This window comes from Pyrinomonadaceae bacterium (assembly GCA_036277115.1).
In the GTDB taxonomy this organism is placed as follows: domain Bacteria; phylum Acidobacteriota; class Blastocatellia; order Pyrinomonadales; family Pyrinomonadaceae; genus UBA11740.
In genome coordinates this window covers 72,510-97,023 of record DASUNM010000021.1, presented here as the reverse complement: position 1 = coordinate 97,023, position 24,514 = coordinate 72,510, and the positions used below count along the sequence as shown (strand labels likewise).

Below are 24,514 nucleotides of genomic sequence, written 5' to 3'. Positions count from 1 at the left end.
TTTGGGTAAAGAAACCGTTTACCGGGTCTTCGTTACCTGACGCAAGTCATCCCGGCAAACCTCAAAACTCCTGGTTGCCCTCTCTTAAAGGAGAGCCCTCTCGAAGACGGAGAAATTTTTATGAAGAACAAAATCACTCGTCGCGGGTTTATCAAAACCGCAGGCGTTGCAGTTTCTGCTGCGATCATCGTGCCGACCGCGTTCGACATCGAATCAATCGTGCAGGCCGCACCGGTGATGCGGCGCAGTATCGCGGGCCTAACCGCCAGTAGCCCGACCATCGTTTCGTATCGCAATGCCATCACTGCGATGAAGGCCCTGCCCGATAGCAATCCGATCAGTTGGGGTTATCAGGCAGGCATCCATGCCTCATCGGGCGGAGGCGGTTTTCCAGCCTGGAACACTTGCGAGCACCACACCTTCTTCTTCTGGTCCTGGCACCGGATGTATCTTTACTGGTTTGAGCGAATCATTCGAAAGCATTCGGGCGACGCGAACTTTGCGCTGCCCTTCTGGAACTATTCCGCCGGTACGCTGGCATCCCGGAAAATCCCCGCCATGTTTCGCGACTCATCGAGCGTGCTCTTCGCCAGCCGCAAAGCGGCTATGAATAATGGTACGGGAGCGCTACTCACATCCGCAGTCAACACCAGCGCCGGGATGAGTGAGACCGACTTTGGGGATGGACAGGAGTCACTTGAGAGCACCCCACACGATGATGTGCACGTGGGAGTCGGCGGAGGGATGGGATCCGTGGCCACGGCAGCTAAGGATCCATTGTTCTACATTCACCACTGCAACATCGACCGGCTCTGGAATCTCTGGCTGGCTCAAGGCGGGGGGCGCACCAATCCTCTTTCGCATACGCAGTGGAAGAACAAGAAATTTACCTTCTTCGATGAAAACGGGGCTGAGGTAAAGATGTCAGGCTGCCAGGTCCTGCGCGCCGCCGCGCAGCTGAACTATACGTACGAGAGTGAGCCGACGCAGGTTAAACAGTTCTGCCTGAACATCATCCTCCCGCCGTTCATCTTTCAAAGGGAAATTCTGTTCCGCGTCCCCATGCAGCCGATGACGCTCCGTTCCGAAAAAATGACAATTTCCATGGACATCAGACCGTTCCGGCAGCGGCTTACCACACTGGCGGCGAGCACGAGGGACGACATAATTCTTGAGGTGGAAAACGTGGAAGCTGATCGGCCGCCGGGCGTCACTTACGAAATCTACGTTGGCCTGCCCGCCGATGCTGAACCTGATCCGAAGAGTCCGTTCTACGTCGGCAACATGTCGCTGTTCAGTACCGGCATACGCAGCGACACGCACCACCAGTTTAAGCCGGCTCGCTTCTCGTTCCGTCTCAATCGCGCGCTCAACGCAGCGCTAAAGTCGGCGGGAGACACCATGCCGGTAACCATCGTCCCGCGAGACATTGAGATCGATGGCAGGCCGACCGCCGGCCAATCTCAGTCGGACGTAAGAGTTGGTGGCGCGGTCATGACCATAAAGAGGAGGCGGCGGCGATAATCTGGAAGGGCGTTGTCATCACGGCGAAGGCGTGACAGAGAGAATAGCCAGGGGTAAGCGACCGGCGGTCGCCCGGATGAGAGCTCAGAGGTCAGAGGCAGCGTCGCCGCCCTGAAGTGGCCCAGGCTTTTACATTCTGCGCCTGACTTGGCTGATTCTCTGACCTCTGACGTGACCTCTGCTTTCGTGCTGGGAATTAGCCTACGGAAAACGGCTCCGTTAGAAGGGAGTTCACATTTCCCTCTAACGGAGCCTGTTAGCAACCGGATTGCGTGCCATCCCCCAACGGACGCTCTACGGTTGAACTTGAATCTGCCCTTCGCCACTTCTCACATCAGCAAACGAATAGGTCGAAAGCGAAAAGACCTTACAACTTGTTTGGCTGCCGGGAATGATGTTCGCGGACTGAACGCGTATCTCGTCTTCGAGCTCTGCGTCCGTGGCCCACCATTTCCAATCCGCGCGAACGCTACGGCCTGACGATGATGTCGCCAACTCCGTCGTTCGTGTCGACAAAGAGGTACGCGGAAAGGGTGAAGGACTTGATGCTAATCTTATCTTCCCGCGGCATCTCGTAACCCACGTCGTCTTTGCGCTCGGCGTCAGTTGCCCACCACCGCAAGCCCACTCCGGGGTCGTCTTTCCATTCAGCGTCCGACGGTATCCAATTCCTTTCGATTGGCTTGTAGACACCCCAGGTCAGCCGATCCGGCTCGCGCTCGTTGTTGCCGTTGTCCTCGACCGTGAGCAGCACGCGCTGCCCGACCAGGAACGGGATAGTCGAGTCACGGACGACGCCCTGCATTACCGCCTGGTTTTTATCGACGGTCATGTCGTCGAACGCGACGAGCATCGAGTAGCCCGTGTACTTCTCTTCTGGGGAGCCATCTCCATCGACGTCGTGGTAGACGATGGTGGCCTCGTCACTCACGAACAGGGTGCCGGACGCTCCGCCGCCCTCGCGGCCCTGGGCGTCGAACTCTACGTGTTTCGCATTGTTGTCGCCGAGCGTGAACTTGTAGGTGCCCTTGGCCTGAGGTTGTGCGCTAGCGATGGCGCAGGCCATCAAGAGCAGCGTTAACGTTAAAGCAAAGCGGGTGATCATCTCAGAAACTCCTTCTTTGTTGGTGTAATTTTGAATCAAGATGGCGTAAGTTTTTTCGTTGCCGGATTTCGCAGTAAGATAGACGCGCCCTGGGCTATATCTTGCGAAGCCGTTCCTAAAAACTTTTCAAAGAATTTTGTCGTCACTTGTCTAACCGCGATGGACGATACCCTTTCTGCGGCGGCGCGTATTTAGGTGGGTCTGAAATCCTTCTGAGATTCTTGTTAGAGAGTTCTGAATGACCGTGATCAAAGCCCGGACAAAGCTTTCCTACGAATTCGGAGCCTTTCGGGTGGATGTGACCGAGCGCCTGCTTTTCCACAAAAACAGCCTTGTTTCGCTGACTCCTAAGGCATTTGACACCCTCCTCGCCCTCGTTGAGCACAACGGTCAACTGCTCACCACTGAGGAGTTAATGACGCAGGTTTGGCCGGATAGCTTCGTCGAGGGAAACAATCTGGCCCAAAACATTTCGACGTTGAGAAAGGTTCTGGGCGCCGGTGGAGCCAAGTACATCGAGACGGTGCCGAAACGTGGCTACCGGTTCGTCGCGGACGTGAAAGAGATTCGTGATGAAGTTGGTACGCATGCCTCTGGCATGCAGCACTCCGGAGGACTGCGTACCTCCGCTATCGTCGACGGCGGCCAGGTCGGCACGCATGCCTCTGGCATGCAGCACTCCGGAGGAGTGCGTACCCCCGTCACTCTCGACCGCCCTCCCGAGACGATGTACGCGCGCAGTGGCGATGTGAATATCGCCTACCAGGTGATTGGGGAAGCCCCGATTGATCTCGTCTTCGTCATGGGTTGGGTTTCGCATCTCGAGTATTTTTGGCGCGAGCCGAGTTTCGCGCGCTTCCTCATGCGCCTCGCTTCTTTCGCGCGGCTCATTCTCTTTGATAAACGCGGCACCGGACTTTCGGACCGCGTGCCGCTTAATGAATTGCCTACCCTTGAGCAGCGCATGGACGACGTCCGGGCGGTAATGGATGCGGTCGGATCAGAACGCGCAGCGCTTTGCGGCGTCTCTGAAGGCGGGCCCATGTGCAGTCTTTTTGCCGCGACCTATCCGGAAAAAACGCTCGCCCTGGTCATGATGGGTACCTACGCCAAACGGATTCGTGACGATGATTACCCCTGGGCGCCCACCACCGAACAGCGCCAACACTTTTTCGAAGAGATGCGTGAACAGTGGGGCGGGCCGGTTGGTCTCGAAGAACGCGCGCCCAGCGTCGCCGGCGATCCGAAGTTTCGCGAATGGTGGGCCACCTATCTGCGCATGGGCGCCAGTCCGGGCGCCGCCCTGGCCCTGACTCAGATGAACGCGGAGATCGATGTGCGCCCGGTCTTGCCGTCAGTTCATGTGCCGACGCTGGTCATTCATCGTACTGGCGACCAGTGTTTGAAAGTAGAAGAAGGCCGATATGTAGCGGAGCACATTCCGAATGCGAAGTACGTGGAACTACCGGGCGAGGATCATCTTCCTTTCGTGGGCGATCAGGATGCGATTCTCGATGAAGTTGAGGAATTTTTGACCGGCGTCCGCCAGACGCAGGAGCGTGACACGGTTCTGGCTACGGTTTTGTCCACTCAGATCATCGACTCGAACGCGCATGCCCAACGTCTGGGAAATGAACAGTGGTATGCGCTCCTTAATCGCTTGCGCGAGCAGGTGCGGAAAGAGATTGAGTGGTTCCGGGGACGCGGGATCGACATGGTCGGCGATCGCCCGCTCGCAATTTTCGATGGGCCGGCACGTGCGATTCGATGTGCGTGCGCGATCACCGAGTCCGCCTCGCGCCTGGGTGTCTTGATGCGTGCGGGGTTACACACCGGCGAGTGTGAGATGGAGAGTTTGTCGGGCGGGGTGACAAGTGATGTGAAGGTGCGCGGCCTTGCTCCGCTCGTCGGCGCGCAAGTGGCAAACCGCGCGGCCGCCCGCGAAGTTCTGGTTTCCAGCACGGTTAAGGATCTAGTGGCCGGTTCAGGAATCGAGTTTGCGGACAAGGGGGTTCACACCTTCGCTGACCTTCCCGGTGACTGGCGACTCTTTGCTGTTGAGCGCGGAACGGTGACACTGCGGCGGTGAGAGACAGGATTAACAAGATTTACAGGATATTTCTCGCCACACGAAAGCGTAGCATTTCTGACTGTGAGCATTGTGTGTGAATCGTGTAAATCATTAAATCCTGTCTATTCTTATCTGTGTAATCTGTGTAATCTGTGGATGATTCTGGGAGGAACCCATGGAACGTAAAACAGCAGCCGACTATCCGCAGGAGTTGTTAGACCTCTTTCACGAATACCAACACGGCGACATTGACCGCCGCGCTTTCCTCGATGGCGCCGCTAAGTTTGCGATCGGCGGCCTGACCGTCGCGGCAATTTTCCGGGAAATGACGCCGAACTTCGCCTGGGCTCAGCAGGTGCCGCCCGCTGACAAACGCATCAAGGTTGGTTACGAAGTTGTGCCCTCCCCGGCCGGAAACGGCACCATCAAAGGCTACCTCGCGCGCCCGGCAAAAAGTGGCAAGCGCCCGGTCGTGCTCGTCATTCACGAAAACCGCGGACTCAATCCTTATATCGAAGACGTGGCGCGTCGCTTCGCGATCGCCAACTTCATCGCCTTTGCGCCCGATGGCTTGACGTCGGTCGGAGGTTATCCCGGCGACGAAGACAAAGCTCGCGCTGCTTTTCGGAACGTGGATGGAAAGAAGATGACCGAAGATTTCGTCGCGGCAGCCAAGTGGCTCAAAGCCCGTAAAGATTCCAACGGCAAACTTGGCGCGGTCGGTTTTTGTTTCGGCGGCGGAATGGTGAATCAACTGGCCGTGCTGCTGGGCTCTGATCTGAACGCCGGCGTTGCGTTCTATGGCCGGCAGGCGGGCGTCGCTGATGTCCCGAAGATTTCCGCGCCGCTGATGTTTAATTACGCGGGCAACGACCAGGGGGTTAACTCCGGCATCGCAGCCTATGAAGCGGCGCTGAAAGCCAACAACAAAGTGTTTGAGTCACACATGTATGAAGGCAAACAGCACGGCTTCCACAACGACACCACGCCGCGTTATGACGAAGCCGCCGCCAAGCTGGCCTGGACGCGCACGCTCGAATGGTTCATCAGATATTTGCGGTGAGTTAGGCCCGAAGGGCCGTTTGGAAATAGCCACGACCGTCAGGTCGTGGTGAAGGTTACGGATGATTGGCGAGGTCCGAAGGATCGGCATGAATTATGTCGGCCCTTCGGGCCTCTTGCTCATGTTGGTGACTATTACCCCGACCTGACGGTCGGGGCTATTACATCGCGGCGCTTCGCGCCTAAGGAAGAGCGCACTCAGTTCTGCAGTGTTTTAAGAAATGACTCAAGCAGCCTATTAAACCGCGCGGCCTCGTCCACAAACAGCGCGTGCCCCGCGTCTTCGAAAATCTCCATGCGCGACCCGCGAATGCGCTTCTGCAAATCCTCGTAAAATTGCATCCACGGTCTGACCAGCGCGACGACGATGAGCGTCGGCTTATCGATCTTCGCCAAAGCCGGACGGTTATCGGACGACACGCCTCCGACGATTAGCGCCACGACGGAATCGGTCGGCATCCGCAGCGTCGCCTGCGTCATCCTGCGAATGTAGTCCTCACTCTGCGGCTTCTTATACAGTCCGCGCACGAAACGGTCGGCCGCCTTCCGCCGGTCGAGCTGAAATGAGTTCGTGAAGGCGAGCAGGCCGGACAGCGTCGCCTCGTCGTACTCGCGCCCGGCAATCCCGTTCACCAGAACCAGGCCGGCGAGGGTTTCGGTGCCGAATTGATCTACGTAGGAAGCAGCTTCGGTGACCGCTGAGGTGTAGGCCACCAGCACCACCGGTTTCAATTTCAATTGGTCCACGACGCTTTTTATGTCGCGGGCCCGCGCCGCCGGGTAGTGGCCGTCGGCAGGCTTCGAAGATTGACCTTGTGAGCGCGGGTCCATCGCCACCACGCGGTGGGCCCGGGCGAAGTGTGCAAGCTGATGCTCCCAAATCCATCCGGGCGTCATCAGGCCCGGGACAAACAGGAGGGTCGGATTCCGATTCGGCGATTTGGGTTTGGACTCGTAGTAATGAATCCGCACTCCATCGCGCGTAGTTATGAATCCCTCTCTGGTGTTACGCGGGAGTTTGTTTTGCGCCTGCGCCGCGACTGCGGTTAAGCCACAGAGAACGATGAACACCGCTCGCAGGATCGAAGTGCGTTTAGTCCGCATGGGAAAGGAATATTACCAACCGGCAGGTTCACACAAGGGCGCAAAGAAGTTATCCACACATTACGGATGAACCTCTTACCCGGTCCTACCGCTCCCGGTACTGACCTCACCGCTCACCGCCCACTGCCCACTGCGCACTGCGCACTGCGCACTCACTGCTCACTCTTCGCTGCATCAATATAGAAGTTGCGATTCACCTCAAAGGTTTTGATTTCTTCAGTGTACTCAAGAGTCTGTTTTACTTCGTTCGGTGTTATCTGAATTTCCTTGCCATTAATAGTTACGCGAACCGGCATGGCGAATCCCTTAACGACTCTTTCGTAGTAAAACGACAGGCTCTTCCCGTTCACGTTGTATTTCAACAAGGGAATCTTTGTCGTCCGCAGGTATTGGTCAAATAACTTACTGAGATCAATCCCGGCCTTAGTGCTGATATAGCCTTCGATCTGTTCCGTCGTCACGGTCTGATGCCAAAAATCAGCGTTGAGACCGCGCAGGATCGCGAGCCACTTCGCGTCGTCATTGATGATGTGGCGGATGGTGTGCAGCATGTTCCCGCCTTTGGGATACATGTCGCCTGAACCTTGCCGGTTCGAGTTATAAACGCCAATGATCGTACGGTCGTTTCCGATGCTGCGGCGGGTACCGACGACGTAATCCTCCGCGTCCTTCTTCCCGAAGTGGTATTCGACAAAAAGGTTTTCGGCGTAATTGGCAAAGCCTTCATGAATCCACATGTCGGCTGCGTCTTTCATGGAAATGTTGTTGGCGAACCACTCATGCGCCGATTCGTGGACAATGATGAAGTCAAATTTGAACCCGACCCCGCAGGCACAAGGGTCCCGGTCCCAATAGCCGTTCCTGAACCAGTTGCCGTAAGTAACCGAGCTCTGATGTTCCATCCCCGGATATTGGACCGCGACCAGTTTGTAACCGTCTTCATAAAAAGGATATTTCCCAAACCAGTGCTCGAACGCTTCCAGCATCCGCGGAACTTCTTTGAAGTGTTTGAGCGCCGCTTCCTTCTGATGAGGCAGGACCCAATACTCGATATCCAGCACGCCACCTTTCCCCTGGTACTTTTCCGCGAGCTTTATGTAGTTGGCGATGTTGACGTTGACGCCGTAGTTGTTGATCGGATTCAGGACTTCCCAATGGAAGGTTTTCTTCTTCCCCGCCACATCATGATCCGTCTTTTTCAAGCGCCCGTTCGAAACAGCAGATAAATTCTCCGGCACCGTTACACTGATCTTCATGCCGCGTTCGGGTTCCTCAGAGCCATGATCTTTGTTGGGCCACCAGATACTCGCGCCAATGCCCTGACAAGTGGTCACGATGAAATGCTCTCCCAGATCGTCTCTTCCCCAAGTTATCCCGCCCACCCAGGGCGGATTCCTGCTGACCACCGGCACGCCTTCGTAAAATATTTCGATCTTGTCCTCAGTGCCTTTGGGAATGTCCCTGGCAAACATGACCCAGTAGACATTTCCTTCACGTTCAAATTTGAGTTGCGAGTCGCCGTGGGTGATCTTGGTGATTGCTAATGGCGGCTGCAAATCAATTTGCATTTTGTTACCCGGTTTTAGCGTCTTGAAAGTTATTGTGTTCGACCCTTTCAACCTTCTGGTTGCCGGTGAGAACTCCACCTGCAAGTGGTAATGCAGAACGTCCCACCATTCGCGTTCCGGCGTGATCGAGCCGCGCAGTGTTTCCTGGCGAGTGATCGGTTCGGTCTTAGTCTCTTGTGGGCCCAGAGCAATTCGAGGATTTTGGGCAAATAGATAACCGGCGCCGGAGTGCGGCAGTAGTAGTACTGCAATTGCGAGTATCGCCAATTTACATTTATGCATCGTGATCAGATCTCCGCTGGTGCGACTAATATAATCCACAGATTCCTCAAACAGTGAGCAGTGAGCAGTGAGGTCAGTAGTGCGCGGAGCGCACGTCAGCATAAAGACTTCCACCCCAGCCGAGATGCTCGGCTGGGGACCCCGGCCTGGGGTGCAGCGAGCGCAGCGAGCAAACCCCAGGATCGCGATTTACAAACTAAAGCCAAGCCCGCGGAGCGGGCGACGTTCGACGCAACATCTGCCGCCCGCTTCGCGGGCTCTTTGATCCAAAACGGCAGGCCCGAAGGGCCGTTAGGAGATAGCCACGACCGTCAGGTCGTGGTGACGGTTATGGATGATTGGCGAGGTCCGGAGGACCGGCATGAATCATCTCGGCCCTTCGGGCCTCATGCACTTGTTGGTGACTGTTACCCCGACCTGACGGTCGGGGCTATTTCATCGCGGCGCTTCGCGCCTGATTTCTGCTTTCTGATTTCTGCCTTTCGCCTCCTGTCGTCTGCCTTACGCGGCTTTGCCGCCGCACATGGCGGTAAGCCTCTGGCTTACCCTGTGGTGATTGGTTTTTGATTTGCGGCTACGCCGCCGAAGCTCGAGGCGCAGCCTCGAGCTACTTGAAGAGCGAGCCGGAAAGGCCGAGCCTTTCCGCTATGTGCTGCGGCACAGCCGCGTGCGCTCCGCGCACTTTGGACTGCGCCGGCCTCGACGGCGCTTTGGATCCGTTTGAGTTCCTTTGCGTCTTGGCGCCTCGGCGTGAACCCACCCGCTACCGCAGGTGGTACTGACTTCTGCTCACCGCCCACTGCCCACTGCACACCGCCCACTGCCCACAGCTCACTGCCCACCGCCAACTGTTTTTAGAGTAATCTGTCGATTGTCTTGAGCCTAAAGTTACGCATCCTGATCCTTGCCGTCTTAGTGTCGATTGCCGTTGCCGGGTTCATCGTGAGTGCAGTTCTCTGGCTGCGACAGTCTCCGAACGTCGCCAGCGATCCTTACGCGACGCTTCCCTTCCGGCCGGCAGTAACTTACGACTCCGGGAACGTGTCCATCCGCAATACGGAACAAGAGCCATACTTGAACACAAGTTTAAGGATTTACGTGGGAGGAACGCTCTACAGCATGCAGATCGGCACGATCCGTCCCGGCGAGACCGTCACACACTCTCTTCTTAGTCTCACCAACGAACAAGGCGCTGCGTTCAATCCGAATTCCGTCGGTTCAAATCAGATTAGTGAGTTAGAAATACGCGCGACCTTTCGCGGTCACGAAGTGCATAAAGATTTTCCCGCACCTAAGTTAGCTAGTGAGTGAGTTCTGATCTCTGATCTCTGATCTCTGACTTCTGACTTCTGACATCTGACTTCTGACTTCTGACCTCTGACATCTGGTTTCCGGTTTCTTGCATCCTCAGCATCCATTGTGGTTTTCTGTGTCATCTGCATCACCCGGGAGTAAGACTCATGAAGCACAGAAACCATCTGCTATTAGCCGTCATAGCTTTATTATTCATCGCCCCAGCCTGCCTGGCGCAAACACAGTTTCCCGATACGCCTGCCGGTAATCAGACGAAGGCATGGTTGGATGCTTTCAATGCTGGAGACCTCGAGAAGTACAAGGAGTTCCTCAGCAAGAATTTGCCGGCTCGTCTGGAACGAGCTGCTCAGCACATGGAATCGCGGCAAGCGGTTGGCGGCCTCGCACTGAAGAAGATCGAGGAGTCGACCCCGGCAAAGCTCGTCGTCCTCGCCGAAGAACGTAATACTGATCGGTTTGTCCGGCTGACCGTTGAGGTGAATGCCACCGCGCCCCACCAGATGACCAGACTCGACCTGCAACCGATTCCCCGACCGGCGGAATTTGCCCTTCCTCATTTGAGCGAGAGCGAACTCATTACTGCCTTAAAAAAGAATCTCGACGACGCCGCGGCGGCTGATCGTTTTTCCGGTGCCGTTCTGGTCGCCAGGTACGGTAAGACTGTTTTCTCTCAAGCGTACGGGCTGGCAGATCGCGAAAAGAAAACCGCGAACACTTTGAAAACGCGCTTCCGAATCGGCTCAATGAACAAGATGTTCACCGCGGTTGCCGCGCTTCAACTCGTGCAAAAAGGGAAACTCGATTTGAAAGCGCCCTTCGGCAACTACCTGACCGACTATCCGAATAAAGACGTTGCTTCAAAGGTAACCATCGAACAGCTGCTGTCACACACCGGAGGCACGGGCGACATCTTTGGTCCTGAGTTCGACAAGAATCGTCTTGAACTAAAGACTTTGCAGGATTATGTGAAGCTCTATGGTAATCGCGCACCGGGGTTCGCGGCGGGCAGTCGCTGGCAGTACAGCAACTACGGTTTTCTTCTGCTCGGTGTATTAGTCGAAAAAGTCAGCGGTCAAAGTTATTACGACTACGTGCGTGATCACATCTTCAAGCCGGCCGGAATGACCGGGACTGCCTCTGAACCGGAAGAGCAACTCGTGGCGGACCGAAGCATGGGCTACACGCGATTCGGTGGCGCGGGCTTGCGGCCCAACACTGACACTCTGCCCTACCGCGGAACTTCCGCGGGCGGTGGCTATTCAACGGTGGAAGATCTATTGAAGTTTGCGACCGCGCTGCAAACGCACAAACTGCTCAATGCGCAATATACGGAAATGCTGACGACCGGGAAGGTTGATACACCGGGTGGTAGTAAGTACGCTTATGGGTTCCAGGATTCGGTGATTAACGGCACGCGGTGTTTCGGGCACGGTGGCGGCGCCCCGGGCATGAATGGCGAACTCAAGATCTGCCCCGGCCCAGGCTACGTAATCGCAGTGTTGGCAAACATTGACCCACCTGGCGCCAGCCGAGTTGCGGATTTCATTACTAACAGGCTGCCAGTGAAATGAGCTCCCTGCAGTGCGCGGAGCGCACGTCAGCATAAAGACTTCCACCCCAGCCGAGATGCTCGGCTGGGGACCCCGGCCTGGGGTGCAGCGAGTCCCGATGTATCGGGACGAGCAAACCCCAGGATCGCGATTTACAAACTAAAGCCAAGCCCGCGGAGCGGGCGACAGGCCGTTCGACGCAACATCTGCCGCCCGCTTCGCGGGCTCTTGATTCAAACTCGACACTTTCCCGGGGCTTACGCCCGGGCTTTATGCTGCCGTGCGCTCCGCGCACTTCTGCTCACCGCCCACTGCTCACTGCTCACCGCCCACTGCCCACTGCCCACTGCTCACTGCCCACTGTTCTAGAGTAATCTGTGGATAAGTTTGGTTCCTTCGATGAGATCAGCATTGCTGTTGATTATGCTTTCAATGACGGCCGCCGGTTGTCTTTCGCGAAACCCTGCCGTCACTAAAGACGCAGAACGAACGGTAGAGAGCCAACAAAGAAAACCTATGATTGCCGGACCGATCACTTACGTTGCACTTGGAGATTCAACCGGGATCGGTGTCGGAGGAACTCGGGGCGGCTATGTGCCTGTCCTGTCCCGGAAGCTAGAGCAGGTGCGCCCGGGATCAAAGCTCCATAACTACTCACTGAGCGGCGGCACCACGGCCGATGTCTCGCGCCAAATTGAAAAGACAGTTGCGGCAAAACCTCAGCTCATAACAATCAGCGTCGGGGTTAACGACATCAGACGTGGCGTTTCGGCAGAACGATTTGCGGCGAATTACGATGAAATACTGGTCCGACTAACGAGTGAAACCGACGCGACGGTGGTGATCTCTAATATTCCTGACCTCTCCAGCTCAAGACACGTTCCGGCGGTAGTTCGCATCCAGATGCAAGCGATGATTGAGCAATTCAACGCGCGGCTACGCGAGGTCGCGAATAAGCGGGCCGTTCAACTCTTTGACATCTATCAATTTACGCACGAAGAGTTACAACAACACCCTGAATACTTTTCGCGGGATGGCTTCCATCCCTCTGACGCTGGTTACGATCTCTGGGCCGAAAAGATGTGGCCGGTGGTGGCCGCGTCGCTGGAGTAAGATTCTGACTTCTGAGTTCTGCGTTCTGCCTCCTGCCGTCTGCCGTTGCCTTCTGCTTGCTGACCTCTGATCTCTGACCTCTGGTTTTCTGGAATTGCGCGCGACCTTTCGTGGCCACGAAGTCCACAAGGATTCTACCGCCGAAGGGAGCTGTGGTGGTTTTGATGGCTGCAAGATCAGCCGTACAACCCAAATTACAACCGCAGGTCTGAACCAAGTTTCGGATCTCTCATTACACTCATACTTATCACGTGAGACCCGTTGTTGCCTGTGTTAGACTCATGCACTCTCAACGAGCACGTCTGCACATTGCCTGAAAAGTGACAACTGAGAAAGATACTAAGGATACCAGCGGTCTGATTAGGTCGCCTCTGCGATATCCGGGAGCCAAGCTCCGGCTGCTTACACCAATCGCCGAGACACTTAAGTTGAACTCGCTCAAGCCTAAACTTTTCTGTGAACCTCTTGCGGGCGGGTTGAGCGTCAGCTTAAGACTCTTAAGCCAGAACTTAGTTGAAAATATAGCGATTGGCGAAAAAGACCCGCTTGTAGCTGGCTTTTGGAAAACGGTCTTCAAGGACACTGAGTGGCTTGTAGAGCAAGTCGAGCGGTTGGAAATCACAGTAGAGAACTGGAAGGCATATCGCGACCGTGTCTGCAGAACGAATCGAGAATCTGCATTGGCGTGCATCTTTCTAAACCGAACTAGCTTTTCCGGAATACTTGCAGACTCTGCTGGGCCAATTGGAGGGCCGAACCAGGCCTCGGACTACAAGATCGATTGCAGGTTTAACAAAGAGGATGTGATAAAGCGAATCCGCCAAGCGAGTGAACTTAAGGATCGGGTAAAATTTGTTAATCGAGGCGGATGGAAAAGTACTATCAAAAAAGTTAAAGCGCTAGACTACAAACCTCAGGAAACCTTCTTTTATTTTGACCCGCCATTTTATGCTAAAGCTGACAGGTTGTATCGGTACTACTTTGAAGATCAAGATCATCTTGAACTGTGCCGCTTCTTAAATACATTTAAGCGACCTTGGCTATTGAGTTACGATAACGCACCAGAAATTGTAAAAATGTACTCCTCGGGTGCCAACGGCACGAATCACGTCGAACACTTGTATTCGATCGCATCCGCGGGCACTCGACAAAAGACAAAGGAACTATTTATAACCAATCTCAAACGGCTTCCGGCGTCGGCTAATTAAGCAGTTCAAAATGAATCTGGAAGAGAGGAAATCCGATGGCCCCTGAATCATCAGAACCAAACAACTATCATCGGGTCGTTCATATTAAGGTCGATCAACTCCTACTCGATTACGACAATCCTCGGCTTGCCTCGGGTCGCGACTTTACAACGCAGGACGATATTGTGAAGCTGCTCTGGACAGAGATGGCAGTAGATGAGGTTGCTCTGTCGATCGCTGCCAACGGATTCTTCCCAGAAGAGAATCTGTTTGCGATTCCCGAGAATCCGAGAGAGAAGGACCCAAAGAAAAAGAAGTACATCGTCGTCGAAGGCAACAGACGTTTCGCGGCTGTCCGTCTATTAAGAGAGGACGGACTTCGGCAACGAGTGAAAGCTACCGACCTCCCAAGATTAACTGCACGTGAGAAGAAAGCACTTGATGAGTTACCTGTCGCAATTTACGAGAGTCGCAAGGATTTATGGGAGTACTTCGGATTCCGACATATTAATGGCCCTAAAGCGTGGGATTCATTTAGCAAGGCAAAGTACATTGCTTATGTAAAGACGAATTATCGCGTCTCACTAGACACGATCGCAGAGCGGATCGGTGATCAGCACTCGACGGTCAAAAAACTCTACCGTGGATATCAGATACTTCGTCAGGCGGAATCTCAAGCTGGCTTTAACCGCGAAGATAGAATCAGGAACAAGTTTTATTTTTCCCACTTGTACACCGCAGCCGATCAAAAAGGGTATCAAGACTTCCTTGGTATTACTTCCGAAAATTCACTAAAGGCAAATCCGGTTCCGAGAAAGAAGCTAAAAGAGCTTAGAGAACTAATGGTGTGGATATATGGAAGCAAAGAAGAGAACAAAAAGCCGGTTGTCTCAACGCAGCATCCTGATCTAACCAATCTTAGAGTTGTTCTTGGCAATAAATCCGCCTTAGCGGCCCTTCGAGCAGGCTATCCGCTTGAACGGGCGGTCGAGATCTCTCGCGGAGACAAACTAAGATTTCGGGAAGCAATGACAAAAGCCAAAGAAGACCTTACTGAGGCAAACGGTTCAATGGCTCTCGGGTACTCGGGAGAATCTGATCTTTTTGAACTGGGGAAAGAAATGCTTTTTCTGATTGAACGGATGATTGAGTCAATGCAGTCTGTGATTGCGAAACGCACGAAGAAATAATTATGCCTCGTTTAACCCTCCCTTCAGCACCCACAAACGAATTGATGCTCGCCGATTGGGTCGAGATACTCGCCTTACTCTCGCCTGATGAGAATTCAAGTAGGGGCGACCTCGAAAGCGCACTCAAAACCGCTTCCGTCTTGGAAGCTAAGGGCGATGCGGCCATCGAGGAGAAGTGCCTTCAAGTGTTCAGCGAGTTGGAAGAACGATCAAAATCCGCGGACAGCTCTTATCCTTTTACCATTGAAGGAGGAACGGTTAAGGTAAAACAAGACAGGAATCAGTTCGTGGGTTACCTTTTCTGTTTGTTTCTGTCTTACTTTCGCTGGAAGTCTCAACGTCATAAAGAAGTAGGTATCAATCCATGGTTGTTATTTGAGGAACTTTGTTCAATCGCAGCCAAGAACTATTTGGCTGGCACCGTCATAAGCTTTGGAACGTCCCGTGGACAGAGTAACAAAGCACTAAAGGCTTTTCGGATCAGTGTCGACGAGTTGGGAAAAGCTCTTGGTGAAGGCGGAGGGTTTAGGGACCAACCTATACGCGGCGTAAAAGACGACAAGGTCGACCTCGTCGCCTGGAAAGATTTTAATGACGGATGGCCAAGCAAGCTGGTTATCTTCGGCCAATGTGCTGCAGGCGCGGACTGGTTGGACAAAGATTCAGACTTGGATCCGGAGCCTTTTTGGGCGCAATGGATGAGCATACCGAGAGTGAGTCCGCATATTCGGACCTTTTACATCCCTCACAGGATTCGCAAGGACCTCTGGGACCAACGCGCGCGAAGAACGGGCGTACTCTTTGATCGCTGTCGAATCGCATACTGGTCATTCCAAGAGAACAAGACAATCCAATCAGACCCACGTTATCAAAAGTGGTGTGACTTCGTCTTGAATAAACACCTAAAAGTATCGACCTCTGGTAAGTTGCCTTAAGTGAGCGCGGGTCGCTTTGAAAAGCGAGCTACAACCGTTCTTCTATCCATAACGTAATGAAAGTCTTTAGTTCATCAGTGAGTCGTCCATCTCCACTGCCTGCATAAATTCGAAAGTTCTTTGAGTAAACCATTTGGCGAATAGACTCGTCCTCGCAATAACTCCCAGTGATACGATTAAAGAAAGCTTGCATCACTAAGCTAATTACGACCGTCATCGAATTCTCAGTGGTGTTATGTCTCTCCGCCCAACGTACGATCTTCTCACCGTGGCCGCGCCCGGAAGCGTACTGTTCCACTTCAAACATAAGAACATGTTGGATGCCCTGTTCATCAGAAAGAGAAACTGTAATATCGGCTCCACGCGACGAACCCCGAGCGAGCGCAATAGTCAGTTTCCCCGTGAGATAAGGCACTCTCATCTTTAACATGTTCAGATGGGCTAGAATTTGATCGATTGTTAGATTGCTCCATGTGTCTCTTCCGTCTTCGTTTGCCATAGAATTCACCAATCTTTGATTATAGCGCCCAAAATGTGCCTTCTGCCTTCTCGTAATACTAAAGAAAAATCAACCTTGATTCTTGGAACGTTCGAGTCCTCTTAAGGAGCGTGCGCGTTTCGCTCAGGAAGGCGCATGTTCAAGTTGATTTCGATGTTCCGTCTCGGAACTGCCAAGTTCCGAGCGGCAACGCGGTCATTCCTCGTCAGCATGTTGAAGTTCTGAGTCTGAAAGTGAGCGTTCCGAGGCGAAAATTCTAAGTTCAGTCTCGGTAGGCCCACATAATCCAAAACGCCGTCGAGGCCGCCGCACTAAACAGAACCAGAGGCAGGAAAGACTCATCGGCTACTGCCTCTCTATCAACCTAATGGCCCCGTTTCGTTCTGATTAGTTTGTAGAGCAAAAAGTAATGGTAATGAGTCATGAGTGTTGCGGCACACGGCAACCCAATCCACCTCGCGTCGCCCGTGATTTTCACTTTCCAGATGATTTTGGAACGGGCGTTGGGGGACGGACGTTTCCACCGTGAACACGTCAGAGGTTAGTGCTATCGTCACTATCCGTCGCCGTCATGCATCAGCAATTCAGTCCAATCACACTCGGACAACGCCTGCTGACTTTCAACGCCGGCGGTTTTGTCCTAACGGAAACAACTCATCGGCCGGAACAGAAGCTGCCTCGTCACCTTCACGAACTCACGAACCTCGCCTTCGTCGTCGCTGGATCATTCACAGAGATTCTTGATCGGCGCTCGATTGAATGTGACCGGCAGAGTGTCTTGATCAAGCCACCCGGCGAAGCCCATGCGAATCGCTACGGAACCGCAGGCATGCGCTGTCTCCTCGTGGAGATCACGGGGCCACAGCTGGACGATCTTTATCCATGCTCCCGAGCGCTCGCCGAAGTCCGCCACGTTCGCGGCGGACTGTTGTCGTTGTTGGGAACAAGAATCTACAACGAGTTTCGTCTGCAGGACGAAACCTCGATTCTCGCCATTGAAGGCTTGATGCTGGAAGTCGTGGCGAGTCTGGCCCGCCAACACACTCGCTCGATGAGGAAGCGGCCTCGCTGGCTGGACCAGGCCAAAGACATTCTTCACGCGGAGTTCCCCAACCGCGTGAGTCTGGCCGGAGTGGCGGCGACAGTTGGGATTCATCCGGTGCAGCTGGCCAGGGCCTTTCGCGGCTCATTCGGTTGTACACCCGGCGATTATGTACGGCAGCTCCGCATCGATTTTGCCCGCCGTGAACTTTCCGATTCCAATAAGCCCATCGTCGAGATCGCTTTGGCCGCAGGCTTCGCGCATCAAGCCCACTTCTCGCGGGTTTTCAAAGCGCACACCGGTCTGACTCCCAAAGAGTTTCGTGATGAGCATACCAGCGCAACCCGAAGGGTTGCCAGAAAGTAGCCGGTGGTCGGAGTCCTCGGAGACCACCGGAAAAGTCGTTAATCATGACCGCACCCCGAAGGGGTGCCAGACGTCACAACAAGTACTTCTCATCAAATTCGATACCGGCCGCGTTAAGAAGCTCTCTCAATTCATCAACAAACGAATGTTTACGATGATGCGCCTCCTGCGTGGCAATGTAGCGCCTCACGGATTCGGTCGCCGTGGGGCTTACGGTGAACGCCGCATAACCCTCTTGCCAGGTGAATCTGCGATCAAAATTCTCTTTAGCCCACGTGGACGATTCCTTCTTCAAGTCGCGAAGTACATCCGCAATGCAATGCACTGGCCTGAGACTCGCAAGGATATGGAGGTGATCCTCAACTCCGCCGACAATCTCGGGCACGCCGTTCATGCCTTTAATGATCCCGCCGAGGTATGCATGAAGACGTGGTTGCCATTCGGGCTTAATGAAGGGTCGCCGCTCCTTGGTCGAGAAGACGATGTGATAGTGCAGGCTGAAGAAGGTTGAACCCATAATCTGAAGTCTAGATTACAGGTCAATGTGAAAGATCTTTACAGCGAAGGATCTGGCACCCCTCCGGGGTGCGACCAAATTAATATCGCCTTTCCGGTGGTCTCCGCGGACTCCGACCACCGGCTACTTTCTTGCAACCCTTCGGGTTGTCGAAGTGAGTTCGACTATATAAATCCGGTTAAAAGTTCACTAGTCTCGCACTCTGCTTATCACCGGGCTAAAGCCCGTGAATGAGAGCTACCTTTTCGGACTTTTGAGGCAAAGCCCCTCCCCAGGACACATCGCCGGCGCTAACTACAGACAAACACGCATGAATCAGGTAAGACCGTAAGCAAAGTCTCCTGTTAGTTTCGACGGGAAAACGTCTCAAGAGCGATTGGTCTATGCGTCTGTCTATCTTGCCCCTTGTTTTCGCTTTTTCATTCACCTTCGGAAACTCGATATCACATGCGCAAAAGCTTTCCCATGCGCAAGACGGAACTCGATACCAGATGTCCGTGAAGGTACTGGCGGCGGATAAAACACTCGAAGTCACAGGTACGATGAGTGTCGCCGCGGCCGCAGCGCAACGTGATTTTGTCGAGTTCTCTTTAAGCGAGCTGATGCGCGAGGTGCGCGTGGAAGTACTCAGCCCCCGAGCCAGTAGTGGTCTGGCCAGGGTCGAGAACGCGCGCACTGAAGGAGGTTTTTTCACGACTGACGGCACGCCGAACCGAGACGCTGTTTACCGCGTCCATCCGAGCAAACCATTTCCGGCCCGTGAACCCATTGAACTGAGATTCCGGTATTCAGGCGGCGGCACCGCGCGTTTCATATTTCACGTTGGCCCTGAAGTAACTTTCGCATCCGCATACGGCACCACGTGGTACCCGCAACTTAATGAAGCCTCACAAGGGATCGGGTCGATGGAAATCTCCGTTCCCGCCGGTGAGCAGGCGATCGCGTCAGGCGACAGGACCAGTACCCTCAGCGAGGAAGAGCGCGGAATCTTTCGGTTTCAAATCAGGCATCCTACGTTTCTTTCGTTTGCGGCCGGAAAGTTCACCGTGGTTCGTCGCGACGGCCCGGTGCGTGTTTCGGTTTATCTCCTCCGCGCCCGGCCCGGCATGACGGAGTATCTGGCAGGCGTACAGAGAATTCTAAAGACTCTTGCCGAAGAGTTTGGGCCTTATCGCTTTAAAGAGTTTGCCCTTGTCGAGATACCCCGAGAGCTGGCCAAAAAGTCCGGTTTCAACGCGGCCACGCCACAGGGTTTCGCTTATATCAACAGTAACGCCTTCAATGTTTCAGCGGCGAGGTTCAACGTTTTGTTGGAATGGTACGGCCACGAATACAGTCATGAATGGTGGCCCCATGTGGTCTCGCTAAAACGACCGGGCGGGCGCTTCATTGAAGAAATGCTGGCCGAGTACGGCGGGCTGCGCGCCGTGGAAACGATTGCGGGTCCGGCCGCGGCTGAACGCTTTCGCCGCATCGGGTATGAACATGATCCGATTTACAGCGCCTTGGAATACTTCAAGTTGGTAGGTAAAGGAATTGACGCGCCGATCGGTGACCTTCCGGCAGACGAGAAGTTTCGGAATATTGCCTACAACAAAGGCTTTCTCGTCTGGGACATGCTCTCCCGCGAAATTGGCCGGCGCAAGTTTCAAAGTGTGCTGGGCGGCATCACCCGGCGTTATGCGTTCCGGCGACTCACGCTCAAGGAATTCTGGCGAGAGATAGAAGCCGGCGCGGGACGGGATCTGGGATGGTTTTATGATCAGTGGTTTGAGCGAACCGGCGCGCCTGAGTTTCAACTCAATTGGACACAAGCAGGCAGTAGAGTTAGCGGCGCAATCACGCAAGCGGCCCCCTACTATCGCACCACTCTTCAGATTGAGATCGAAGGTGACAATGGAAGACGCTTGTTGCGGAACGTGAGAGTTGGCGGCGCACGCACAACTTTTGTGGTGCCGGTAGGGTTCCGGGCCCGCTCAGTCACACTCGACCCGCATTATCACGTGCTGCGCTGGACACCCGAATATCGTGCGGCGGCAGGCATGCGTTAACTAGCCAGGGTGCCGTAAGCAGCCTGAAAGGCTGCCAGAAAGTAGCCAGGGGTGAGCGAGCACAGCGAGCGACACCCCTGGATCAGTGTTAGAAAAAAATCGGCGCCCTGAAGGGGCGCAAGAGACGGGCAGTAACTAGCGCGTATCCCGACTAAGTCGAGCGGAACGGTAAGCCATAGGCTTACCGCACTGTGCTGGGGCAAAGCCGCGTGCGCTCCGCGCACTTCTGCTCACGGCCCACTGCTCACCGCCCACTGCTCACCGCCCCCTCCTCACCGCCCACTGCTCACCGCTCACTGCTCACTGACTCGGATGCTACTCAACTCCGCCGGCGGCCTCGATTAACTGCATCGCTGGTTCGCTGACGAAGACTTTGGCGTGGAAGCGCCGGCCCCACGCGAGCGGAGTGACGTCGCGATACTCGTACGTGTTCTCAACGTCATACTTTGGGCCATAGCCGGGATGCAGTTTCTTGCGCAGCGAGGCGCGTAGGTTGGGATCAGCGCCGTGCTCGAGTAACAACTCCGCGAATGGCGCCGCCAGCTGTTTGCGAGTGTGGGCCCAACCGCCCTTATAGTTCATCCAGAAATTAGGCTGTGAAACAACCGTGCCGAAGAGTGCGGTGTGGCCCCCAAAACCCTCTTCGTCAACCGCGGCTTTCGCGTCGACATTCATCCCCTGGGCCAGCAGCCAGCGCGCGATCTCGATCTCGTCATAGTCCGCACACAGATGCAGCAGCGTCGTCCCCTTCAGCGGCGTGCCCTGCGTCGCGTTTACTTCGTCATGACAGCCCATATCCGGCGGGTAAATCTCTTCGTGCGTGAACGTGCGCGTCAAAAGTTGTGGGTCGCGGCGCAGATGTTCTTCCAGCAGATCGATGCGGCCGCGATGCAAAGCCATCACCGGCGTATCGGGCAGTTCAAGACCGTGCGCCGAATACATCTCAAGAATCGCATGCTTCGCTTCAGGGTTGCGGCTGTCAGTTTCCAGCACAACATCGACGGGGGCAATCCTCTTGCCATGCGCGTCGACCACGCGCGCGCCAAATTCCAGCGCGACGGCCGTGCCGGAAACGCTGAGCGTGTACGCCGGTCCCCCAAGCGCGTCATCCGGCACCGTTGGGCGGCCCATCAAATCGTAAAGCAGATGCGCGGTGTCGATTCGGCTTTGCAGCATGGCCCGATCGATAGCGTGGCGGTGGTCCGTCGCTCCGAGGTCGTGCAGCATCCGGATTATCTCGTTGCGGCCGACGTTCGCGGCATAACTCATCGGCGGTCCCCAGTTGCTCTGGCGAACCAGCGCGCTTTCCGTCAGCAAGTGCGGGTTGCTGAGAATCAAATTGCGTACTGCGTCAACGTCGTCATTCCAAATTGCGTCGACGAGTTGGCAACATTGAACCAGGCGCGGCCAGCTGGGCACTCCATAGCTGCGCGCCAGAACGAATTGCGCATCAGCGAGGGTGACCTCGGGATGGCGCGCATCCGGCGTGCGGCCGGCGGATATCTTGTCTGCACGCTGCGGATGATATTTCTTGAATTCTTCAACCGCTTCCGGCTCTCCGGCGCGAATCGCGCGCAAAAGATCTTTAGCCTGATGTTTAAGTTGATCGAGGTTGGGCCGGACAGGAAGGTGTCGATCCTGTGGATTGTGTATGGACATAACGAGCCTCCTTTCATGCAGTCGCCCAAGTCCGCTATCGGGCGAAGGAGGTTCGCAGTTCGAACCTGGAATCTGGTTGTATCAATCAGGTGGACTCAGTCCTGTCCGCGGACGGTGGCGGCCTGTACGCCGGGCCGAGAATAGCGTTGCGGCGAAGAGGGGGTCAAGCCCGATGCAGTGATGAGTAATGAGTTGATGAGTAATGAGTGATGAGTAATGAGTTGATGAGTGATGAGTGATGAGTGATGAGATGATGAGTAATGAGTGATGAGTAATGAGTGTCTTTAGCAAGTGAGCAGGGACGGCGAGCGGCTCAGCCGCAGCACATAGCGGAAAGCCTCCGGCTTTCCGGCTCAGGCTCTTAAAAGAATGTCCGGCGAGGCTCAGCCTCGCCGGACGATTAAAGGAAGATGCTGGCCGGTAAGGCAAAGCCTTACCGCACTGTGCTGCGGCGTAGCCGCGAGGTCACGCCCTCCCTTACGGTGGCGCTACTGCCCGTTTGAATCTGTGTAATCTGCGTAATCTGTGGATTACTTCCCTTCCATCAATCTGCTAGCCGCATTCACATTCTGCATGAGTTTATAGACGGGGAAGGTCTTTCCCGTTTCCAGGTAAGGATCGAAGAAGTTCCAATCAACTAAACCGTCGTCGCTTTCGGGTTCAAGCAAATAACAAACCAGCCGGCCCAGAGGTTGCGCGGTCCGCACGAGGATGGTGCCGGCGGGAAAGGTCATCTGCTCTTTCTTGTACGCGCCGGTGATTTTCATTTCATTATGTTTCTGAAAAGCCCGTTGGGAGCGCGTGGCAGTTGCGATCGTGAATACATCTACTTCCGCCGTCAGCGGCGCGGTCAGCTCCTCAACGGCAATTCCGTGCTGTCGAAGTTTTTCAATCACACCTTGCAAATCTTTTTCGGGTTTGAAGAGGTAAGCATGAGGAGCGGGTACGGTCTTAGTCGCAGCGAACATGCCATAATCATCCATCCTCATCGGCTTAAATTTATCCTCGACCATCGCGGTCATGTCCTTGCCGTTGCGCGGATTTTTCACCTTCACCACTTCGCCGATCAGAATGTCTACAGGCTTTGGGAGGGGACGCATTTCAAACGCGACGCCGTGTTGGACCGGTGCGTTACTCATGAACTGGCGCACGGTCTCTTCGTCCGCGCGTTTGGTCAGGTGGTAAATTTCCGGAGCGTTGGCGGCAGCGTACCGAAAGATCTCTTCGACAAAGGCTTCGGTCACTTCCACGCGACGTTTGAAAGTCAGATAGCTGTACGCTTCAGAAAGAATTGTCAGGCGGTTGCGCAGGCCGTGGTAGTTCTGGCCGATGCGCGGCTGGTGCGTAAAGGCTTCCCACCTCGTCTTCTCGCCCGGTTTTGGCAGATTTTCAAAGCGGGGAAAGTTGCCGTAGTAGTAAGTGCGAAACTTGTGACGTTGCAGCATCGCGCGCGTAATCGCCGGCAGCATCCGGTCGCGGTGATAACTTAAAACGGCCGGGCTGGTATTTGGATTCAGCGGCTGCGAGTACGTTAGGTGGTAGCCGTGATACGACCCGTTGGTCGTGTGTAAATCAACCGTGAGGTGCGGGTCCCAACGGTTGCATAAATTGATGAGCGATTGCGCTTCGGGTGAATCGAGCTTCATGAAATCACGGTTCAGGTCATAGCCTTTAGAGTTTTCGCGCACGCCGACACCGGCCACCGGTCCATACTGCGCGGTGCGGTTATTGACGTTGATTTTCTCGTTGCCGTCCGCGTTGTAAATGGGGGCGATCAGAATGATCACCTTGCTGAGCAGGGGCTTAAGGTCGCCAAACAGAATGCGCCGGGAAAGATGCAACGCCGCCTCTTTGCCTTCGACTTCGCCCGCGTGAATGTTGCCCATGATAAAGACAATTGGCTTACCGCTGGCGCGGGCATCACGCGGATTTGAGATCGGCGTATCCGAGAAAATCATGAGCGGCAACTTCCGACCTTCTTCCGAAGTACCGAAGGACTCGAGGCGCAGGAGCGGACTGCGTTTCTGCAGTTCCGTGATGAAGCTCAGGACTTCTTCATACCGGGTTGTCTCCTCATAGTTAGTGAGCTCGGCGCGTGTTTTTGGCAGGTCTGCTGAGGACTGAGTACTGAGTACTGAGGACTGAGACTGCGCGGAGTTGGCATTCAAGGCGAAGAGAAATAGCGAGATACAGAACGCGAATTTGGCACGTGACATTCCGGCATTTTAACAAAAGCAGTGGGCAGTGGGCAGAAGGCCGACGGCAGCCCGCGTAGCGGACGGCAGCATAAAGTCTCGCACCCCAGCCGAGATGCTCGGCTGGGGACCCCGCCCTGGGGTGGAGCGAAGCGGAACCCCAGGGAACCGCAGTTGAAA

18 protein-coding genes are annotated in these 24,514 nt (G+C 54.8%); 11 read left to right on the top strand and 7 right to left on the bottom strand.

Going from position 1 to position 24,514, the window contains the following annotated elements; genetic code table 11:
* Positions 1–120 precede the first annotated feature (120 nt).
* Positions 121–1,524: a tyrosinase family protein gene (locus tag VFX97_04715; protein ID HEX5702498.1), complete on the top strand. Its 1,404-nt coding sequence runs from the start codon at positions 121–123 to the stop codon at positions 1,522–1,524.
* Positions 1,525–1,993: 469 nt separating this feature from the next.
* On the opposite strand, the gene VFX97_04710 is transcribed toward VFX97_04715, so the two are convergent.
* A complete protein-coding gene (locus tag VFX97_04710) occupies positions 1,994–2,629 on the bottom strand; it encodes a hypothetical protein (protein HEX5702497.1) in 636 nt (211 codons plus the stop codon).
* Between the two features lie 238 nt (positions 2,630–2,867).
* Here VFX97_04710 and VFX97_04705 point away from each other — a divergent pair, with 238 nt between their 5' ends.
* Both VFX97_04705 and VFX97_04700 read left to right on the top strand, forming a co-directional pair.
* Positions 2,868–4,718 (top strand): alpha/beta fold hydrolase, encoded by a 1,851-nt coding sequence (locus VFX97_04705; GenBank protein ID HEX5702496.1) that lies wholly within the window; start codon positions 2,868–2,870, stop codon positions 4,716–4,718.
* 157 nt (positions 4,719–4,875) lie between these two features.
* Positions 4,876–5,763: a dienelactone hydrolase family protein gene (locus VFX97_04700; GenBank protein HEX5702495.1), complete on the top strand. Its 888-nt coding sequence runs from the start codon at positions 4,876–4,878 to the stop codon at positions 5,761–5,763.
* Between the two features lie 197 nt (positions 5,764–5,960).
* Here the strand turns inward: VFX97_04700 and VFX97_04695 are convergent, their stop codons facing one another.
* Positions 5,961–6,866, bottom strand: a complete 906-nt coding sequence (locus VFX97_04695) for an alpha/beta hydrolase (protein HEX5702494.1) — start codon at positions 6,864–6,866, stop codon at positions 5,961–5,963.
* A 152-nt stretch (positions 6,867–7,018) separates the two neighbouring features.
* Positions 7,019–8,716 (bottom strand): M1 family metallopeptidase, encoded by a 1,698-nt coding sequence (locus VFX97_04690; protein ID HEX5702493.1) that lies wholly within the window; start codon positions 8,714–8,716, stop codon positions 7,019–7,021.
* Positions 8,717–9,592: 876 nt separating this feature from the next.
* Between VFX97_04690 and VFX97_04685 the strand changes: the two genes are divergently transcribed.
* The 6 genes from VFX97_04685 (at position 9,593) to VFX97_04660 (ending at position 16,005) form a co-directional block, all read left to right on the top strand.
* Positions 9,593–10,027, top strand: coding sequence for a hypothetical protein (locus VFX97_04685; protein ID HEX5702492.1), 435 nt, complete (start codon positions 9,593–9,595; stop codon positions 10,025–10,027).
* A gap of 149 nt (positions 10,028–10,176) precedes the next feature.
* Positions 10,177–11,601 carry a serine hydrolase domain-containing protein gene (locus tag VFX97_04680; protein HEX5702491.1) on the top strand — a complete coding sequence of 475 codons (1,425 nt, stop codon included), beginning with the start codon at positions 10,177–10,179 and terminating at the stop codon, positions 11,599–11,601.
* 378 nt (positions 11,602–11,979) lie between these two features.
* A complete protein-coding gene (locus VFX97_04675; GenBank protein HEX5702490.1) occupies positions 11,980–12,693 on the top strand; it encodes an SGNH/GDSL hydrolase family protein in 714 nt (237 codons plus the stop codon).
* A 320-nt stretch (positions 12,694–13,013) separates the two neighbouring features.
* Entirely contained in the window at positions 13,014–13,901 is an 888-nt protein-coding gene (locus VFX97_04670) for a DNA adenine methylase (GenBank protein ID HEX5702489.1), read from the top strand.
* A gap of 35 nt (positions 13,902–13,936) precedes the next feature.
* Complete coding sequence (locus VFX97_04665; GenBank protein HEX5702488.1) at positions 13,937–15,070, top strand: hypothetical protein; 1,134 nt, start codon at positions 13,937–13,939, stop codon at positions 15,068–15,070.
* A 2-nt stretch (positions 15,071–15,072) separates the two neighbouring features.
* Positions 15,073–16,005, top strand: coding sequence for a hypothetical protein (locus tag VFX97_04660; GenBank protein ID HEX5702487.1), 933 nt, complete (start codon positions 15,073–15,075; stop codon positions 16,003–16,005).
* A gap of 28 nt (positions 16,006–16,033) precedes the next feature.
* Here the strand turns inward: VFX97_04660 and VFX97_04655 are convergent, their stop codons facing one another.
* The gene (locus tag VFX97_04655) at positions 16,034–16,504 is read right to left on the bottom strand and encodes a hypothetical protein (protein ID HEX5702486.1); all 471 of its coding nucleotides are present in this window, start codon (positions 16,502–16,504) and stop codon (positions 16,034–16,036) included.
* A 571-nt stretch (positions 16,505–17,075) separates the two neighbouring features.
* Here VFX97_04655 and VFX97_04650 point away from each other — a divergent pair.
* Entirely contained in the window at positions 17,076–17,912 is an 837-nt protein-coding gene (locus tag VFX97_04650; protein ID HEX5702485.1) for an AraC family transcriptional regulator, read from the top strand.
* A gap of 73 nt (positions 17,913–17,985) precedes the next feature.
* Here VFX97_04650 and tnpA read toward each other — a convergent pair whose 3' ends face one another.
* Entirely contained in the window at positions 17,986–18,429 is a 444-nt protein-coding gene (gene tnpA / locus VFX97_04645) for an IS200/IS605 family transposase (GenBank protein HEX5702484.1), read from the bottom strand.
* Positions 18,430–18,920: 491 nt separating this feature from the next.
* Here tnpA and VFX97_04640 point away from each other — a divergent pair, with 491 nt between their 5' ends.
* Complete coding sequence (locus VFX97_04640) at positions 18,921–20,480, top strand: M1 family aminopeptidase (protein ID HEX5702483.1); 1,560 nt, start codon at positions 18,921–18,923, stop codon at positions 20,478–20,480.
* 315 nt (positions 20,481–20,795) lie between these two features.
* Here VFX97_04640 and VFX97_04635 read toward each other — a convergent pair whose 3' ends face one another.
* Positions 20,796–22,139, bottom strand: coding sequence for a hypothetical protein (locus VFX97_04635; GenBank protein HEX5702482.1), 1,344 nt, complete (start codon positions 22,137–22,139; stop codon positions 20,796–20,798).
* Positions 22,140–22,669: 530 nt separating this feature from the next.
* Positions 22,670–24,355 (bottom strand): M14 family metallopeptidase, encoded by a 1,686-nt coding sequence (locus VFX97_04630; protein HEX5702481.1) that lies wholly within the window; start codon positions 24,353–24,355, stop codon positions 22,670–22,672.
* Positions 24,356–24,514: the final 159 nt, after the last annotated feature.

Bases quoted from the DNA above. Each gene is read 5' to 3' on its own strand.
- VFX97_04715 (HEX5702498.1), top strand. From the start codon at position 121: ATGAAGAACAAAATCACTCGTCGCGGGTTTATCAAAACCGCAGGCGTT.
- VFX97_04710 (HEX5702497.1), bottom strand. From the start codon at position 2,629: ATGATCACCCGCTTTGCTTTAACGTTAACGCTGCTCTTGATGGCCTGC.
- VFX97_04705 (HEX5702496.1), top strand. From the start codon at position 2,868: ATGACCGTGATCAAAGCCCGGACAAAGCTTTCCTACGAATTCGGAGCC.
- VFX97_04700 (HEX5702495.1), top strand. From the start codon at position 4,876: ATGGAACGTAAAACAGCAGCCGACTATCCGCAGGAGTTGTTAGACCTC.
- VFX97_04695 (HEX5702494.1), bottom strand. From the start codon at position 6,866: ATGCGGACTAAACGCACTTCGATCCTGCGAGCGGTGTTCATCGTTCTC.
- VFX97_04690 (HEX5702493.1), bottom strand. From the start codon at position 8,716: ATGCATAAATGTAAATTGGCGATACTCGCAATTGCAGTACTACTACTG.
- VFX97_04680 (HEX5702491.1), top strand. From the start codon at position 10,177: ATGAAGCACAGAAACCATCTGCTATTAGCCGTCATAGCTTTATTATTC.
- VFX97_04675 (HEX5702490.1), top strand. From the start codon at position 11,980: ATGAGATCAGCATTGCTGTTGATTATGCTTTCAATGACGGCCGCCGGT.
- VFX97_04665 (HEX5702488.1), top strand. From the start codon at position 13,937: ATGGCCCCTGAATCATCAGAACCAAACAACTATCATCGGGTCGTTCAT.
- VFX97_04660 (HEX5702487.1), top strand. From the start codon at position 15,073: ATGCCTCGTTTAACCCTCCCTTCAGCACCCACAAACGAATTGATGCTC.
- VFX97_04655 (HEX5702486.1), bottom strand. From the start codon at position 16,504: ATGGCAAACGAAGACGGAAGAGACACATGGAGCAATCTAACAATCGAT.
- VFX97_04650 (HEX5702485.1), top strand. From the start codon at position 17,076: ATGCATCAGCAATTCAGTCCAATCACACTCGGACAACGCCTGCTGACT.
- tnpA (HEX5702484.1), bottom strand. From the start codon at position 18,429: ATGGGTTCAACCTTCTTCAGCCTGCACTATCACATCGTCTTCTCGACC.
- VFX97_04640 (HEX5702483.1), top strand. From the start codon at position 18,921: ATGTCCGTGAAGGTACTGGCGGCGGATAAAACACTCGAAGTCACAGGT.
- VFX97_04635 (HEX5702482.1), bottom strand. From the start codon at position 22,139: ATGTCCATACACAATCCACAGGATCGACACCTTCCTGTCCGGCCCAAC.
- VFX97_04630 (HEX5702481.1), bottom strand. From the start codon at position 24,355: ATGTCACGTGCCAAATTCGCGTTCTGTATCTCGCTATTTCTCTTCGCC.